This window comes from Nocardia brasiliensis, assembly GCF_042691675.1.
GTDB lineage: Bacteria > Actinomycetota > Actinomycetes > Mycobacteriales > Mycobacteriaceae > Nocardia > Nocardia brasiliensis_D.
In genome coordinates this window covers 7,083,809-7,099,552 of record NZ_CP170507.1, presented here as the reverse complement: position 1 = coordinate 7,099,552, position 15,744 = coordinate 7,083,809, and the positions used below count along the sequence as shown (strand labels likewise).

General features: G+C 67.3%; 13 protein-coding genes. 4 read left to right on the top strand and 9 right to left on the bottom strand.

Annotated features, from left to right (window positions below; all coding sequences use genetic code 11):
• Positions 1-5: 5 nt before the first annotated feature.
• Together ACFK0J_RS32595 and ACFK0J_RS32590 are read right to left on the bottom strand one after the other, a co-directional pair.
• On the bottom strand, positions 6-443 hold the full coding sequence (locus tag ACFK0J_RS32595; RefSeq protein ID WP_378733546.1) for a hypothetical protein: 438 nt from the start codon (positions 441-443) through the stop codon (positions 6-8).
• Between the two features lie 10 nt (positions 444-453).
• On the bottom strand, positions 454-1,161 hold the full coding sequence (locus tag ACFK0J_RS32590; RefSeq protein ID WP_378733544.1) for a helix-turn-helix domain-containing protein: 708 nt from the start codon (positions 1,159-1,161) through the stop codon (positions 454-456).
• Positions 1,162-1,477: 316 nt separating this feature from the next.
• Between ACFK0J_RS32590 and ACFK0J_RS32585 the strand changes: the two genes are divergently transcribed.
• Positions 1,478-2,770 (top strand): acetyl-CoA C-acyltransferase, encoded by a 1,293-nt coding sequence (locus ACFK0J_RS32585; RefSeq protein ID WP_378733543.1) that lies wholly within the window; start codon positions 1,478-1,480, stop codon positions 2,768-2,770.
• A 216-nt stretch (positions 2,771-2,986) separates the two neighbouring features.
• Here ACFK0J_RS32585 and ACFK0J_RS32580 read toward each other — a convergent pair whose 3' ends face one another.
• From ACFK0J_RS32580 to ACFK0J_RS32570, 3 genes are all read right to left on the bottom strand, one after another.
• Positions 2,987-3,232 (bottom strand): hypothetical protein, encoded by a 246-nt coding sequence (locus ACFK0J_RS32580; RefSeq protein ID WP_378733542.1) that lies wholly within the window; start codon positions 3,230-3,232, stop codon positions 2,987-2,989.
• Positions 3,233-3,476: 244 nt separating this feature from the next.
• Positions 3,477-4,097, bottom strand: a complete 621-nt coding sequence (bluB, locus tag ACFK0J_RS32575; protein WP_378743202.1) for a 5,6-dimethylbenzimidazole synthase — start codon at positions 4,095-4,097, stop codon at positions 3,477-3,479.
• A 303-nt stretch (positions 4,098-4,400) separates the two neighbouring features.
• Positions 4,401-5,666, bottom strand: coding sequence for a fatty acid desaturase family protein (locus ACFK0J_RS32570; RefSeq protein ID WP_378733540.1), 1,266 nt, complete (start codon positions 5,664-5,666; stop codon positions 4,401-4,403).
• 376 nt (positions 5,667-6,042) lie between these two features.
• Here ACFK0J_RS32570 and ACFK0J_RS32565 point away from each other — a divergent pair, with 376 nt between their 5' ends.
• Positions 6,043-7,041, top strand: coding sequence for an endonuclease/exonuclease/phosphatase family protein (locus tag ACFK0J_RS32565; protein WP_378733539.1), 999 nt, complete (start codon positions 6,043-6,045; stop codon positions 7,039-7,041).
• Between the two features lie 60 nt (positions 7,042-7,101).
• Here the strand turns inward: ACFK0J_RS32565 and ACFK0J_RS32560 are convergent, their stop codons facing one another.
• The 4 genes from ACFK0J_RS32560 to ACFK0J_RS32545 form a co-directional block, all read right to left on the bottom strand.
• On the bottom strand, positions 7,102-8,544 hold the full coding sequence (locus ACFK0J_RS32560) for a fatty acid desaturase family protein (protein ID WP_378733538.1): 1,443 nt from the start codon (positions 8,542-8,544) through the stop codon (positions 7,102-7,104).
• 106 nt (positions 8,545-8,650) lie between these two features.
• On the bottom strand, positions 8,651-9,808 hold the full coding sequence (locus ACFK0J_RS32555; RefSeq protein WP_378733537.1) for a ferredoxin reductase: 1,158 nt from the start codon (positions 9,806-9,808) through the stop codon (positions 8,651-8,653).
• A gap of 98 nt (positions 9,809-9,906) precedes the next feature.
• Positions 9,907-10,455: a DUF6912 family protein gene (locus ACFK0J_RS32550; protein WP_378743200.1), complete on the bottom strand. Its 549-nt coding sequence runs from the start codon at positions 10,453-10,455 to the stop codon at positions 9,907-9,909.
• A 10-nt stretch (positions 10,456-10,465) separates the two neighbouring features.
• Positions 10,466-11,884: a wax ester/triacylglycerol synthase family O-acyltransferase gene (locus tag ACFK0J_RS32545; protein ID WP_378733536.1), complete on the bottom strand. Its 1,419-nt coding sequence runs from the start codon at positions 11,882-11,884 to the stop codon at positions 10,466-10,468.
• Between the two features lie 182 nt (positions 11,885-12,066).
• Between ACFK0J_RS32545 and ACFK0J_RS32540 the strand changes: the two genes are divergently transcribed.
• Together ACFK0J_RS32540 and secA are read left to right on the top strand one after the other, a co-directional pair.
• Positions 12,067-12,603 carry an Rv3235 family protein gene (locus ACFK0J_RS32540; RefSeq protein WP_378733535.1) on the top strand — a complete coding sequence of 179 codons (537 nt, stop codon included), beginning with the start codon at positions 12,067-12,069 and terminating at the stop codon, positions 12,601-12,603.
• A 200-nt stretch (positions 12,604-12,803) separates the two neighbouring features.
• A complete protein-coding gene (gene secA / locus ACFK0J_RS32535; RefSeq protein WP_378733534.1) occupies positions 12,804-15,668 on the top strand; it encodes a preprotein translocase subunit SecA in 2,865 nt (954 codons plus the stop codon).
• Positions 15,669-15,744: the final 76 nt, after the last annotated feature.

Sequence of the window (15,744 nt, the reverse complement as noted above, 5' to 3'; positions counted from 1 at the left end):
AGATGTTACCGACTCGGCGGTGCGGGTCGATCCGTGCTCTCGATGATTCGGGCGAGAATCGACTGATCGACATTGGAACCGCGCAGCGCGATGCTGGAGACGTTGGCGTCCCGCATGGTCGCGAGCAGCTCGAGCTCCCGATCGATCGCTTCGGCCGCCGGACCGGTCGTGGTGAGGTAGTCCGCGGCGACGCCGAAGCTCTGGGCGATCGCCGCAAGGACATCCACTTCGACTGTGCTGGAGGCGGTTCCGCTGTCGAACTCGCCGCGGCGTAGTCGCTCGAGGTAGCTCACCGGGATGGTCCGGCGCAGGAAATCCCCGGCCTGCTCGGCCACCGTCGCATTGCTGCGTTCGGGGGCGGAGCGGGGATGCACGACCGCGAACAGTCGATTGATCTTGTGACTCAACGTGAGCGTCGCGCCGGTCGGCGCGTCGTTTGTCATCTCGGTCACCTCAATGCCCGCCGTTTCGGCTCGCGGTCGTGGCCATGTTGGCAGCCAGCCACCGTGCCCGGAATTGGGCTTCTGTCGCAGCATCCACGTCCTCCGATCGTCCGGCCAACCAGCGCCGGTATCGCCGTTCCTGCAGTTCGTCCGCGTCGCTGGCTTCGGCGGGCACCTCGAGCAGGTGCGCGAACGCCATTTCGACGAGTGGGTGTAGTGACCGACCGGGTCCGCCGTTGCGTTCCAGCATCGTGGTGGCGTAGCGGGCCGACAGTTTGGCGACCACGCGGTTGAGTTCGTCGATCGCGGCGACCAGTTGGGGATCGTTTGCCCGGCCCTGCTCGACCGCGTCGTTGAACCGGCCGGTGACCGCGAGCAGGCCGGTGAGATCGGCGATTTCGAACCGGATCGAGTCGGGTCCGGCCACCACGGACTCGCCGGGGTGGCGGGTGACCTGCGCGGGCTCGTCGGCGGCCGGGGTGCCGCCCGCGTAGGTTCGCGCGGCACTGCCCGGCAGCCAGCGCAACGGCGCGTCGAGTTTGTTCAGCGTGTGCGTGCTGATCGCCGCGTCGCCGTCCTCGATCTTGCGAATCGTCGGTGCCGATGGTCCCCCGAGCTCGCCGATCTGTAACTGCGTGAGTCCGAGCTCGTCCCGGCGTTCCTTGATGATTCGCCCGAATCTCTTCTGGCGCCGCGACAGCTCCGAAGGGCTATGCATAGTGGACCTCAGGGTAGGCGCGAGCAGGACGAAAGGCAAATCGATAGAAAAAGTTTGAAAAATGAGTGGAAATATTGCTACTGTTCTGGGGCGCCGAGTCGGACGACATCGGCCTTGCGGAACGTTCCGAGACGAGCAGGGGCGTTCGTCGGGACGGGCGCCTCCGGTCTGTTGCGCAACGGCGCGCGGCAGGCCGGATTCAGCGGCGGTGGAGGGGATCGCCGCTGCGCACGGCATCACCGTCGGCGAAGGGGGTCGACGGTGAACTTACTATGGAGTAAGTTTGGTGGTCATAGATCTCTCGAAAGGAAATCGCATGGCCACCAAGGCTGCTCGCCGTGCCGTGATCGTGTCCGGTGCGCGCACGCCATTCGTGCGTGCGTTCACCGGATACACACGGATGGACTCCATCGCGCTCGCCGATGCCGCGGTCCGTGGGTTGTTGGAGCGGACCGGGCTGCCCGGTGCGCAGGTGCAAGCGATCGTGTGGGGTGGGGTCATCCTGCCGAGCGCGGCGCCGAACATCGCCCGGGAGATCGCGCTCGACCTGCGGCTCGACCCCGGCTGTGAGGGCTACACGGTGACCAGGGCCTGTGCCTCCGGCCTGCAGGCGGTGACCTCCGCCGCGGCCGCTATCGAGCGCGGCGAATACGACATCATGATCGCTGGCGGCAGCGATTCCACCTCCAACGCCGAGGTCAAGCTGCCGCAGAAGGTGGTGCACGCCGCGGCGCCGCTCGCGCTCGGCAAGCCGAAGCCGAAGGACTATCTGTCCGCGGTCGCCCAGCTCGCGCCGTTCACCGACATCCTGCCGCGCAGGCCGAAGATCGCCGAGCGCACCACCGGTGAGGTGATGGGGGAGTCGGCCGAGAAGATGGCCCGCATCCACGGCGTGAGCCGCGCCGCTCAGGACGAGTTCGCCGCGCGCTCGCACCATCGCGCCGCCGCCGCCATCGAGTCCGGCCGGTTCGACGACGAAGTGCTGCGGGTGCGAACCCCGGAAGGCGTTGATATCGAGCGCGACGGACTGGTCCGCGGCAACACCAGCATCGAAAAACTATCGAAACTCCAGCCGGTGTTCGCCGAAAACGGCACCGTCACGGCGGGCAATGCCAGCCCGCTCACCGACGGCGCGTCCGCGGTGCTGCTGATGAGCGAGGAGAAGGCGCTTGCCCTCGGCTACCGGCCGCTGGCCGCGTTCCGCTCCTGGAGTTATGTCAGCGTCGACCCCACCGACCAGGTGCTCATCGGCCCGGCCATCTCCATGCCGCGCGCGCTGGACAAGGCCGGAATGTCGCTGGCCGACATCGACTTCGTCGACATCCACGAGGCCTTCGCCGCGCAGACACTGTCCGTGCTCGCCGCCCTCGCCAGCGACGAATGGGCCAAGACCCGCCTGGACCGCGACACCGCGGTCGGTGAGATCGACATCGACACCCTCAACGTGCACGGCGGCTCGGTCTCCCTCGGCCACCCCTTCGGCGCCACCGGCGCCCGGATGGTCACCACCATGGCGAACGAACTCGCCCGCACCGGCAAGAACGCCGCACTGCTCGGCATCTGCGCCGCGGGCGGTATCGGCGCCTCGGCAGTACTGGAACGAGTCTGAGCTCGGGCCGGGCAGTTCACGCTGGTGCCCGGCCCGTCTAGTTGTCGCCGAAGCCAAACTAACTAAGTGCCGCAGTCGAAGCCGGGCGGGTTGGTGCGGTGTCGGGCGGGCCGGTGCCGAGCTGGAAACCGGGCGGGTGCCCGGTCTCGGGCGCACCGAACGGAGGGGCTGGTGCCGGGTCTCGGTTGGTGCGGGTGCCGGTCGGGCGGGGCGGGTTTACCGGCCGTGTCTGGTTCGGTGTGGGGGTAGGACCGGCATCGTGCCGTCGGCGGCGGGCCTGATGCGGTGCTGGATCATCTCGCGTTGCGGGGTCTGCGGTTTGCGGACTTCGTCGGCGATGATCCGCAGGCAGGTGTCGTGCGGGGTCTCACCGGGGCGCCCTTCTCGGCGGAGGCGCAGCATCGCATGAGCGAGGTCGATGCCCAGCTCGTTCGACAGCCGAATGGCGTCGACGTTGGCCATGGCAAACCTCCTGAGCTGAAGAACATTGCGTCCGAGATGGATTCGTCTTTGACGTACCCAATCGGTCCGACGGTGAATCCTCGCGTTGACGGCCGGTCCGGGCGGACGTGTGTCCGTTGAACTCGGTGCGACCGTGGTGATCAGCGCGAAAGTGTCCCCGGGAGACCGGTTTTACCGTCGAGGCGATCACTATACGTCCGGGCGGCGCCGAAATTTGCCAGCGACGATAACGATTCGGTCGTGATCAGCCGCCGTAGGTCTCCCGGTGCACCGCGTCGGTCAGCGGGCGGCCGGTGCGCCAGCCGAAACGCTCCAGGTCAGGGATCTGCTGGAACTCGTGGACCGGGCCGACGCACAGCCAGGCCACCGGGTGGATGCCTTCGGGTAGCCCGACGAGCTCAATGAGGAATTCGGGATCGTAGAAGGACACCCAGCCGACGCCGATGCCCTCGGCGGTGGCGGCCAGCCAGAGGTTCTGAATCGCGAGAACCGCGGAGTAGACGCCGGTTTCGGGGACGGTGGCGCGGCCGAGCACCTGCGGGCCGCCGCGGCCGTGGTCATAGGTGACCACGATGCCGGTGCCGCTCTCGGTGATGCCCTCGATCTTGATCGGCTCGAAGGTCGCCGCGCGCTCCGGCGGCAGCGCATCCCGAAACTCGACACGCTTGTCCGCCACATGCCCGGCGAACTTCCGTAGCGTGCTCGGCTCGCGCACCACCACGAAGTCCCACGGCTGCGAGTTCCCGACACTCGGCGCCCGATGCCCCGCCTCCAACAGTCGCCACAACGTCGCCTCGTCCACCACATCCCCCGTGAACTCCGCGCGCACATCCCGCCGCAACCGAATCGCGTCGTACACACTCAAACCCTCAGCGCCCACGAGCCCAGTCAACCAGCCCCACCCAACCCCCGGATCACAGACCTTCCGTACGCCCCACAGCGCTCAGATCCCCTGTGAGCCGTATGAACCCTCTGTGCACAGCAGATTTAGACGTGGACCGGAGGTTCAGCCGTGTGCCGGTGCTTCAACGTGCATCGAACTTCGCCCCGCCGACAGCTCAACGGGGCGCGGCCTACCTACGCCCGCCGTGCCCGCAGTCCACAGACCTTCCGCACGGTTCACAGGGCTTACACCCTCTGTAAGGCGTGCGGAAGCTCTGTGAACGCGTCAGCTGGCGAAGGCGGGTGTGCGTTGGGTGCGGCGGGTGAGGCGGCGGCGGCCCGAGGCGAGGGCGGTGCGTAGGCCGCGGCGCTTGCCGGTTACCGGGTCGATGACGGGGCCGGGGCTGCCGGCGAACTTGCGTTCCGAGGCGGTTTCGGGGGCGTCATCGGCGGTGTCGCGCAGGTACTTGTTCGGCAGCGACAGCTTGAGGATGGTCCGCCAGGCCTTGAAGTACTGCACCGGCAGCGAGCCGGTGGTGTAGGGGAGGTCGTACTTCTCGGCGAGTTCCCTGACCTTCACCGCGATCTCGGCGTACCGGTTGCTCGGTAGGTCGGGGAACAGGTGATGTTCGATCTGGTGGCTGAGGTTGCCGGTCATGAAGTGGGTGAGCGGCCCGCCGGAGATGTTGGCGCTGCCGAGCATCTGGCGCAGGTACCACTGGCCCTTGGTTTCGCCGTCGATGTCGGCCTTGGTGAACTTCTCCGCGCCGTCGGGGAAGTGGCCGCAGAAGATCACCGCGTTGGACCACACATTGCGGACCATGTTCGCGGCGAGGTTGGCGGTGAGCGTGGAGAAGAAGGCGGGTCCGGTGAGCGCGGGGAAGATCACGTAGTCCTTGAGGACCTGCTTGCCCATCTTGGCCAGCGCCTCGCTGCGCTTGCGCTCGAACTCGGCCCGCTCCGGCGTCCCCGGCTGGTACCGGCCCGCGGCCAGCTTGCCGAGCTCCAGATGCTGGATGGCGACGCCGTATTCGAAGAACAGCTGCAGCACCAGGTTGTAGATCGGGTTGCCCAGGTTGAACGGCTTCCACCGCTGGTCGCGGGTCACCCGCAGCAAGCCGTAGCCGATGTCGTCGTCCATGCCGAGCACATTGGTGTACTTGTGGTGCAGGTAGTTGTGCGTGTGCTTCCAGTGCTTGGCCGCGCCCGCGTTGTCCCATTCCCACGAGCTGGAGTGGATCTCCGGATCGTTCATCCAGTCCCACTGCCCGTGCATGGCGTTGTGCCCGATCTCCATGTTCTCGATGATCTTGGCGGTGCTGAGCAGGGCGACGCCGGCCAGCCAGGCCGGTGGCAAGAAGCTGGCGAACAGTACGCCGCGGCCGCTGATCTCGAGCGCGCGCTGTAACCGGATGACGTTGCGAATGTACTTGGCGTCGCGCTCACCGCGGGAGGCCTCGACTTCCCGCCGGATCGCGTCGAATTCCGCGCCGAGTGCTTCCACGTCGGCCTCGGTGAGATGTGCGTATTCCTTGACATCCGAGATCGCCATGGCGGTTACAGTACCGTAAGTTACGAGACCGTAGGTTACGAGGATCTGAACGCGGCTATGGCAAATCTCCCATTGCGAAAATGATCAGAAGGTGCTAGATCAACCGCGTCGACGATACGGCGTAAAGCCTTCTCCCGCAGGATCTTCCGGTGCAACGAAGCCCCCGTGTGTCGGGCTCGATACTGCACTGCCGGGTCGTCTCGCGCAACCCCGTCCAGCGTGTTCTCGCACACCGAGCGCCGGTCTCGCGCCAAGACCCCACTGGTACTGGGGATATGCGGCTAGCCAGCCTCTTTGCCGAATTTTTGCCAGCACTTCACGCGCCGTTCCGAGTATTCGCCTAACTTCCAGCGTCCCTGACGAATGGAGTTCGATCATGCGATTATGCAAGGCGTTGCTCACGGCGGTCCTGCTGGCGAGCACCGCCATGGTGGGGGTCGCACCGTCGGCGCACGCCGCGGATCACGAGCGGGTGCGCGTGCTGACCGGGAACATCCTGCACGGCGGACGGGAGCCCACGCCGGACAATCTGAACGACCTGATCGATCAGGTGATCGACATCAAGCCGGACGTGTTCTTCGCCGTGGAGACCTACGGCTCCGGCGACACCATCGCCGACGCGCTCACCCGCCGCGCGCACAACGGCCGCTACACCGGCGTGCGGATCACCGACCGCCCGGCCGGGCAGGACAACCTGTGGATCTTCACCAAGTACGAGGTGGTCGCCGCGTACCCGAAGCCGCAGGGCGGCCCGGTCAGCGACTTCAATCTCGGCGGGGTGCGGGTGCGCGTGCCACACGACGGTGAACTGAACCTGTTCGCCACCTGGCTGACCTACACCGACCCGTGGGACGGCTACTTGATCGACGAGAACGCGATCGACCGCCGCGACGGCCGTGAACCGCGGCACTCCGTCGAGGCTGTCGTGCAGGCCGAGCGGGCGCAGACGCAATACATCACCGACATCGTGCACAACCAGATACCGAGGATGCTCGGCGGCAACACCGCACCGGTGCTGCTCGGCGGCGACTTCAACACACTGCCCGGCGCGGACTGGACACCGGACCAGGCGGACTGTCCGAACCACTTCGGGCTGAGCTATCCGCTGACCGCCACCAAGACCGTCACCGACGCGGGTTTCGTCGACACGTTCCGGGCAGCCAACCCGGATGTCTGCGCCGCGCCGGGCCGCACGTGGAGCCCGCTGCCCACCGAACAGCTACTCACCCAGCAGCGCATCGATTTCACCTTCGCCAAGGGCGCGATCGAGGTGCGCGGGGCACACGTGGTCGACACGCGCATGCGCAAGCACGGCCCCGGCGTCTTCTACTCCGATCACGCCGCTGTCGTCAGCGACCTGAAGGTGCGCTGGTAACTGACGCCGAATTCGGGCCGGTATCAAGCAATGTGCGGGTACCGGCCCCGAACGGCGATCCTAGTTCGAGCGATGCTGACGACTGCGCCACAAAGCCTGCCGCCGCGCCGCCTTCCGGCGCAGCGAAGCCTGCTCGTGGCGGGCCCGATCCTGCAATGCGTGGGTGGCCTCGCGCAGCACATCCTTTTCGTGCTCGGCCTTCTCCCGCAGCGCGCGCTTGGCCTCGCGCAGCATTTCCTTCTCCTGCCGCGCCTTCTCCTTGAGCACCACCTTGGCCTCGCGCATGGCCGAGCGCAGCCCGCGCCGCTGACCGGTCTCCGGGTCGATGCCGAGCCAGTGCACGGTGTCCGAACTGGGCAGCGACGGCAGGGTGATGCCGGCGAACTTGCGTTCCGAGGAGGTCTCGGGGGCATTGTCGGCGGTGGCCTTCAAGAGCCGGTCCGGCAGCGCGAGCTTGTGGATGGTCCGGAAGGCGAGCAGGTACTGCTTGCCGAGTGAGCCGGTGGTGTAGGGCAGGTCGTATTTGTCGCACAGCTCGCGCACCCGCACCGCGATCTCGGAGTACCGGTTGCTCGGCAGGTCCGGGAACAGGTGGTGCTCGATCTGGTAGCAGAGGTTGCCGCTCATGAACGCCATCGCGGGCCCGGCCTTGAAGTTGGCGCTGCCGAGCATCTGCCGCAGGTACCACTCGCCGCTGGTTTCGCCTTCCAGCTGCTCGACGGTGAATTTCTCGGCGCCGTCGGGGAAGTGGCCGCAGAAGATCACCGCGTAGGCCCACAGGTTGCGCACGAAGTTGGCGGTCAGATTCGCCTTCAGCGTCTGTTTGAACGCCGGACCGGTGAGTGCCGGATAGAACAGGAAATCCTTGGCCACCTGGCGGGCGATCTTGCGGCCGAACTCTCGGTTCGGCTCCGACATCAGCCCCGGCGGGGTGCCGAGCAGTTCCTTCTCGATGCTCCAGTCGTGCAGTGCGATGCCCCACTCGAAGGTCGCCGCGAGCACCACGTTCGCCAGCGGCTGCACCAGATGGACCGGCCGCCACGGCTCGTCGCGGGTCATCCGCAGGATGCCGAAGCCGAGGTCCTCGTCCTTGCCGAGCACGTTGGTGTAGGTGTGGTGCGAGTAATTGTGCGCCCGCCGCCACTGCGACGAGGGACCCGTCATGTCCCACTCCCACGAACTGGAGTGGATCTCCGGGTCGTTCATCCAGTCCCACTGCCCGTGGCCGACATTGTGCCCGAGCTCCATGTTCTCGATGATCTTGGCGACGGACAGGAGCGCGGTACCGGTCAGCCAGGCCCAGCGATTGCGGCTGCCGAACAGCACCGCGCGCCCGGCCACCTCGAGGCCGCGCTGAGCGGCGATGGTGCGCCGGATGTACTTCGCGTCTCGCTCGCCACGGGATTGCTCCACCGAGCGCCGGATCGAATCGAGCTCCTGCCCCAGTGTTTCGATGTCGGCCGCCGTCAGGTGGGAGAACGCCTGAATATCGGTGATTGCCACCGGGAGTCCTTTCGCTGCTCGATTTATGCTGAGGGTACCCAAAGAGCCGCGACTACACCGTGCTGACGCACGGGGGCCATGACGCTGCGGCAACTGCCGCGCGGACTCAGACGTCCAGTGTGCAATCGCCCGCGGCGGCGGAGATGCAGGTCTGCACCTTGTCGCCCTCGCGGTGCTCGTCGCCGTTGCGCAGATCGCGCACATACCCGGAACTGAGTGTGACGACACAGGTTTGGCAGATGCCCATGCGGCAGCCGAACGGCATCTGCACGCCCGCCGACTCGCCCGCCTCCAGCAGGCTGGTCGCGCCGTCCGCCTCGGCGGTGCGGCCGGACTTGCCGAAGGTGACGGTGCCGCCCTCGCCGACCGCGGAGCGCGCGATCTCGAACCGCTCCACGTGCAACCGGTCCGCGATACCCGCGTCGCGCCAGTGGTGTTCGATCTCGTCGAGCATCGCGGCGGGACCGCACGCCCAGGTGTGCCGTTCGCGCCAGTCGGGGAACTTCTCGTCCAGATCGCTCAGCGCGAACTTGCCGTGCTCGCCGGTCAGGTGCAGGTGCGAGGTGAAACTCGGATGCCGATCGTGCAGGTCGCGCAGTTCGGCGCCGAACATGACGTCCTCGGCGGTGCGTGCCGAGTGCAAGTGCTGCACGTCGGTGACCATCTCCCGGCGGTCCATTGCCCGCAGCATCGCCAGCACCGGCGTGATCCCGCTGCCCGCGGTCAGGAACAGCACCTTCTCCGGCGGCGGGTAGGGCAGCACGAAGCCACCCTGGGGCGCGGCCAGCCGGACCACGGTGCCGACCGGGACGCCGCTCACCAAATGGCTGGACAGGAAGCCCTCGGGCATCGCCTTCACGGCGATCGAGATGACGCGTTTGCCGCCCGCCTCCGGATCCGACCAGTTCGGCGGGCAGGTCAGCGAGTAGGACCGCCAGTGCCAGCGCCCATCGATCAGCACGCCGATGCCGATGTACTGACCGGGCTGATATTTGAAGTCGAAGCCCCAGCCCGGCTTGATCACCAGGGTGGCCGAGTCGGCGGTTTCCTTGCGGACGTCGACGATGCGCCCGCGCAGTTCGCGGGCCGACCACAGCGGATTGGCCAGATGCAGATAGTCATCCGGCAGCAACGGGGTGGTGACACGTGCCACGGCCCCGCGCAGTACGTTCAGCTTGCCGCCGCGCTCGGCGACACTGGCGGCCGGCGCCTCCAGCCACTCCCGGACGCCCCGCACGGAAAATCCCCCTCTTTTCGAGCTCATCGCTGCCGTTCGTCTTCCTGTCGTCGGATGCGCTGCTACGCCGTAGCAAGGTTACGGCATCGTAGGTTAGCTGGCCGATCGTGGCCGGGCACTGCAGGTCAGAGCAGTTCGAGCAGGAACGGCAGCTCCTGCGCGGCGTACCAGGCGAGCTGATGGTCCTCGGCGTCGCCCAACACGAATTCGGCGTCGGTATCGCCGAGATCGGCGGCGTCGACCACGTCGACCGCCTTGGCCACCGCGGGTTCGGCCTCGGCCAGATCGACGTGCACGCACCCGATCTGGTTGTAGGTCACCGGCCCGGCCAGGCGCACGACGGCGTCGTCGAGGTCGGGGCGCAGCTTCGCACCGGTCACGTCGGCGGCGATCACCGCGCGCCGGTACACCGGCCGGCCGGTGGCCACCGGGTCCGTGTCGTCGGCGGGCTCGGCCGACTCGTCGCTTTCGTCGCGTTCGGCGGCGAGCAGGCGCAGCGAGGCGCGGGCGGCCTCGCCCATCGCCACCTCGGCCAGTTCCTCTTCGTCGCCGGAGGCGTAGGCCTCGCGCAGCGCCGGGGTCACCGCGAACGCGGTGCCGCCGACCGGGCGCAGCTCCCGGTTCGCGACGAGCTCGCGCAGCATCGGCACCGTCGCGGGAATGTAGACCCGCATTTTCTCCTGATCAGACGCAGGCACCGAGCATCTCCTCCATGGAATCGCGCACCGACGCGGCCAGCACGCCGATGTCGGCCATCGCGTCGCGGTCGGCGTTGAGTCCGTAGAAAACGCGTCCGTCATAGGACGTGATCCCGATGCTCGAGGCCTGATTACGCAGCAGCGGCGACACCGGATACATCTCCAGCATCCGCGCGCCGCCGATGAACATCGGCGTCTGCGGACCCGGTGCGTTGGTGATCACCAGATTGAACGTGTGCTCTGCGAAGGTACTCGCCGCGCGCACGCTCATCGCATGCAGGCTCGCCGGAGCGAACCCGGCCAGATGCACCAGCGTGCGCGCGCGCACGCCGCGGTGCTGTTTGCCATTGGCCTCGGTGGCGTGCGCGATGTGCGAAAGCCGCATCACCGGATTGGGTTCGCCGACCGGCAGATCGATCAGGAACGAGGAGACCTCGCTGGCCGGTTTCAGCTGATCGCCGCCCGCTCCTTCGACATACACCGACATCGGCACCACGGCGCGCAGCGTGGTCGATTCGGTGAGCGCCTCGCCGCGCGAGAGCAGCCAGTTGCGCAGCGCGCCGGTGACCACCGCGAGGATGACGTCGTTGATCGAGCAGTCGAAGCGCTTGCGGATCTTGCGGTAGTCCTCGAGGTCGGTGCGCACCACGTCCAGTCGGCGGTTGCGTGAGGTGCGCGCGTTCAGGGGGCTGTCCGGTGCGCCGGTTGTCGCGGCGCGCACCGCCGAGATCACCGAGTCCATCGCGCGCCCCGCGGCGCCGATCACCGCGAAGGCGTGCCCGCTGGCATGCCGGGCCACCTCCAGCGCTTCGCGGGGTTGCGCGGCCAGATGGGTCAGGGCGCCGACGAGCAGTTCCACGTCGTTCGGTTCGCGCGGCGCGTGCCAGGCGTCGTCGGCCAGCTCCCGCGGCGACGGCCCGGTATCCAGGATCACGTGGCCGATCTCCAGCGCGGTATCCCCGTCGACCAGCGCGGAATGCGACTTGGTGAAGATCGCGCAGCGGCCGTCGGACAGGCCCTCGATCAGATGCATCTCCCAGAGCGGTCTGGTCTGGTCCAGCGGCCGGGAGGCCAGCCGGGCGACCAGGTCGTGCAGTTGCGCGTCGGTGCCCGGCTTCGGCAGGGCCGAGCGGCGAATGTGATAGGTGATGTCGAACTGGCTGTCTTCCACCCAGACCGGACGCCCGAGGGCGAACGGGATCTCCCGCACCTTGCGGCGATACCGGGGGACCAGCGAGAGCCTGGCCTCGACCAGATCGACCAGCCGGTCATAGTCGAGCACCGGCTCGCCATTGCCACCCTGCTCGGTATTTCGGACGATCGCGAGGGAGCCGATGTGGATCGGATTGCTGCTCGACTCGAGCCGATAGAACGACGCGTCCTGCGGCGTCAGTCTCGTGATCACGCTGCCCGGTGCTCCTTTTTCGATGCCGCCTCACGCCCATTGTGCTGGCGCCACAAGGTTTCAGCTCGTCCGCTGTGGCGTATCCGGTGAAATCGGCGTTCCCCCTTTACCGGTCCCGGCTTCCGTGGCAGGCTGTCTGACTCGAGCTCGGGGAACTCGATTCGATCACAGGGGGACACCGGATGCACAGTCGACGACCATCGCTTTCGCCCGCTCCGCATATCGAGCCACCGCTGGACGGAGATCGGCCCGGCCACCCGCGCTCGGATGCGTTGTCGCCACGAGCCGCGCTGCCCTGTCGCCGCCGCATGCCGACGCATAGCGGGTCGGCTACCCGGGCCGCGGATCGACGCGCCCGGTACGACGGTCGTCTTTCATCGTACGGCACCGACGGTGAAACAGGTTCGGCCGCAAGTCGATTCGCGGAAAGTTCGCTGCGACTGGTGCTCGAGGTGCTGGACGGTCGGCGTCCCGCGGCCCAGCTGCGCAGGCTCGCGGCGCCCTCGGTGCTGGCCGCGATCGAAACGTTGGCGCGTTCCCCGCAACCGGGCCGCGCGCTCGGTCCGGCCCGGCTGACCAAGCTCGGCGTCGAGCTGACCGGGCCGAACACCGCCGAGGTATACGGCAGGTACCAGCGCGGCGAGCGGGCCTTCGCGGTGGCCGGGTGTGTCGTTCTGCACCGGGCGGGCTGGCAGCTGACCGCGTTCCGCGTACTGTGAGTACCAGGGCGGACGACCCGGCCACGGGCTGTGCGGCCGAACGTCGCTGCTCGTCGGCACCTACGATCGGCACCGCATTACCATGAAGCGTGCAGCGGATTCCGCGTTCGCGCGCGAGCCCGCACGCCGGCCGTGAGTCCACCCCTCGGCCCGGCGCCGACGACACGAATGACACACCGACCAGAGGACTGACGAGACCCGTGCCTGCGCTGACACTGACGAGGTTGCTACGGATTGGTGAGGGTCGCATGGTCAAGCGGCTCGCCAATTTCGCCGATCAGGTTCTCGAACTCGAGTCGGAGTACGAGCAACTGACCGACGCCGAGCTGCGCGGCAAGACGGACGAGTTCCGGGAGCGCTACTCCGACATGGTCGAAGAGGGCGCCGCCGATCCGCTCGGCGCCTTGATGGCCGAGGCGTTCGCGGTGGCCAGGGAGGCCTCCTGGCGGGTGCTGAACCAGAAGCACTACAAGGTGCAGATCATGGGTGGCGCCGCGCTGCACACCGGCAACATCGCCGAGATGAAGACCGGTGAGGGCAAGACGCTCACCTCGGTGCTGCCCGCCTACCTCAACGCGATCAGCGGCGACGGCGTGCACATCGTCACCACCAACGACTATCTGGCCAAGCGCGACTCCGAGTGGATGGGCCGGGTGCACCGCTTCCTCGGTCTCGAGGTCGGCGTGATCCTGTCCGGCATGACCCCGGCCCAGCGGCGGGTGTCCTACAACGCCGACATCACCTACGGCACCAACAACGAGTTCGGCTTCGACTACCTGCGCGACAACATGACGCACTCGCTGGACGATCTGGTGCAGCGCGGGCACAACTACGCCGTGGTCGACGAGGTCGACTCCATCCTGATCGACGAGGCGCGCACCCCGCTGATCATCTCCGGCCCCGCCGACGCCTCCAGCAAGTGGTACGCCGAGTTCGCACGGATCGCGCCGCTGCTGAAGAAGGACCTGCACTACGAGGTCGACATCAAGAAGCGCACCATCGGCGTGCACGAGGCGGGCGTCGAGTTCGTCGAGGACCAGCTCGGCATCGACAACCTGTACGAGGCCGCCAACTCGCCGCTGGTCAGCTACCTGAACAACGCGATCAAGGCCAAGGAGCTCTACGCCCGCGACAAGGACTACATCGTCCGCGACGGCGAAGTGATCATCGTCGACGAGTTCACCGGCCGCATCCTGGTCGGCCGCCGCTACAACGAGGGCATGCACCAGGCGATCGAGGCGAAGGAGGGGGTGGAGATCCAGCCGGAGAACCAGACGCTGGCCACCATCACCCTGCAGAACTACTTCCGCCTCTACGACAAGCTGTCCGGCATGACCGGTACCGCCGAGACCGAGGCCGCCGAGCTGCACCAGATCTACAACCTCGGCGTCGTCCCGATCCCGACCAACCGGCCGATGATCCGCGCGGACCAGTCGGACCTGATCTACAAGACCGAAGAGGCCAAGTTCGCGGCCGTGGTCGACGATGTCACCGAGCGGCACGAGCGGGACCAGCCGGTGCTGATCGGTACCACCAGCGTCGAGCGCTCGGAGTACCTGTCCAAGCAGTTCACCAAGCGCGGCATCGCGCATACCGTGCTCAACGCGAAGTTCCACGAGAAGGAAGCCGAGATCATCGCCGAGGCCGGTCGGCCGGGCGCGGTGACCGTCGCGACGAACATGGCCGGTCGTGGTACCGACGTCGTGCTCGGCGGCAACCCGGACATCATCGCCGACATCATCCTGCGCCGGGAGGGCCTGGATCCGGTGGAGACGCCGGAGGCCTACCAGCAGGCGTGGCTGCCCACGCTGGAGCGGGTCAAGGCGCAAACCGCCGAGGACGCCGAAGTGGTGCGCAACGCGGGCGGCCTGTACGTGCTCGGCACCGAGCGGCACGAATCCCGCCGCATCGACAACCAGCTGCGCGGTCGTTCCGGCCGCCAGGGCGACCCGGGCGAGTCCCGGTTCTACCTGTCGCTGGGTGACGAGCTGATGCGCCGATTCAACGGCGCGGCGCTCGAGGCGATCATGACCAGGCTCAACCTGCCCGACGACGTGCCGATCGAGGCCAAGATGGTCTCCAAGGCGATCAAGAGCGCGCAGACGCAGGTCGAGCAGCAGAACTTCGAGATCCGCAAGAACGTGCTCAAGTACGACGAGGTGATGAACCAGCAGCGCACCATCATCTACGGCGAGCGCAACCGGATCCTGCGCGGCGAGGACATGGAGGGCCAGGTCCAGGGCATGATCACCGACGTGATCACCGCCTACGTCAACGGCGCCACCGCCGAGGGCTACGTCGAGGACTGGGATCTGGACAAGCTGTGGACCGCGCTCAAGACGCTGTACCCGGTGAGCATCGACTACAAGGATCTGACCGGTGAGACCGCGATCGGCGAAGCGGGCGACCTGACCCGTGAGGAACTGCTCGAAGCGTTGCTCGACGACGCGCACAATGCCTACGAACGGCGCGAGGCCGAGATCGACGGGCTGGCCGGCGCGGGGAGCATGCGCAACCTCGAACGGCAGGTGCTGCTTTCGGTATTGGACCGGAAGTGGCGTGAGCACCTCTACGAGATGGACTATCTCAAGGAGGGCATCGGCCTGCGCGCCATGGCGCAGCGCGACCCGCTGGTCGAGTACCAGCGCGAGGGCTTCGACATGTTCACGGCAATGCTCGAGGGCCTGAAGGAGGAGTCGGTCGGCTTCCTGTTCAACCTGCAGGTCGAGGTGCAGCAGCCGCAGCCGGAAGGCGTTTCGGTCGACACGGGTCTGCGCTCGCCGGTCGGTGCGATGGCCGCGCCGCCGCGGCCACTGCCCACCGACCAGCCGGTACCCAACGGCAGTGCCGCTCCCGCGGCCTTGCGCGCCAAGGGAATCGACGAGTCCGCCCGGCGTGGCTTCAGCTACTCCGGTCCGGACGAGGGCGGACACCAGGCGGTGCACAGCGACGCCGAGGAATACGGTGGTGACGGTGACTCCGGCACCACCCGTCGGGAGCGCCGCGAGGCCGCCCGCGCCCAGGCGAAGCCCAAGCGCGCACCGAAGCCCCGCCGCCGCCACTGACGCTGCGCAGCTGAATGTAGAAGGCGCCCAAGGACTCCGGTCCTTGGGCGCTTCTGCGTTTTGCTGATAGCACCAA

Bases quoted from the DNA above. Each gene is read 5' to 3' on its own strand.
- ACFK0J_RS32595 (WP_378733546.1), bottom strand. From the start codon at position 443: ATGACAAACGACGCGCCGACCGGCGCGACGCTCACGTTGAGTCACAAG.
- ACFK0J_RS32590 (WP_378733544.1), bottom strand. From the start codon at position 1,161: ATGCATAGCCCTTCGGAGCTGTCGCGGCGCCAGAAGAGATTCGGGCGA.
- ACFK0J_RS32585 (WP_378733543.1), top strand. From the start codon at position 1,478: ATGGCCACCAAGGCTGCTCGCCGTGCCGTGATCGTGTCCGGTGCGCGC.
- ACFK0J_RS32580 (WP_378733542.1), bottom strand. From the start codon at position 3,232: ATGGCCAACGTCGACGCCATTCGGCTGTCGAACGAGCTGGGCATCGAC.
- ACFK0J_RS32570 (WP_378733540.1), bottom strand. From the start codon at position 5,666: ATGGCGATCTCGGATGTCAAGGAATACGCACATCTCACCGAGGCCGAC.
- ACFK0J_RS32565 (WP_378733539.1), top strand. From the start codon at position 6,043: ATGCGATTATGCAAGGCGTTGCTCACGGCGGTCCTGCTGGCGAGCACC.
- ACFK0J_RS32555 (WP_378733537.1), bottom strand. From the start codon at position 9,808: ATGAGCTCGAAAAGAGGGGGATTTTCCGTGCGGGGCGTCCGGGAGTGG.
- ACFK0J_RS32550 (WP_378743200.1), bottom strand. From the start codon at position 10,455: ATGCGGGTCTACATTCCCGCGACGGTGCCGATGCTGCGCGAGCTCGTC.
- ACFK0J_RS32540 (WP_378733535.1), top strand. From the start codon at position 12,067: ATGCACAGTCGACGACCATCGCTTTCGCCCGCTCCGCATATCGAGCCA.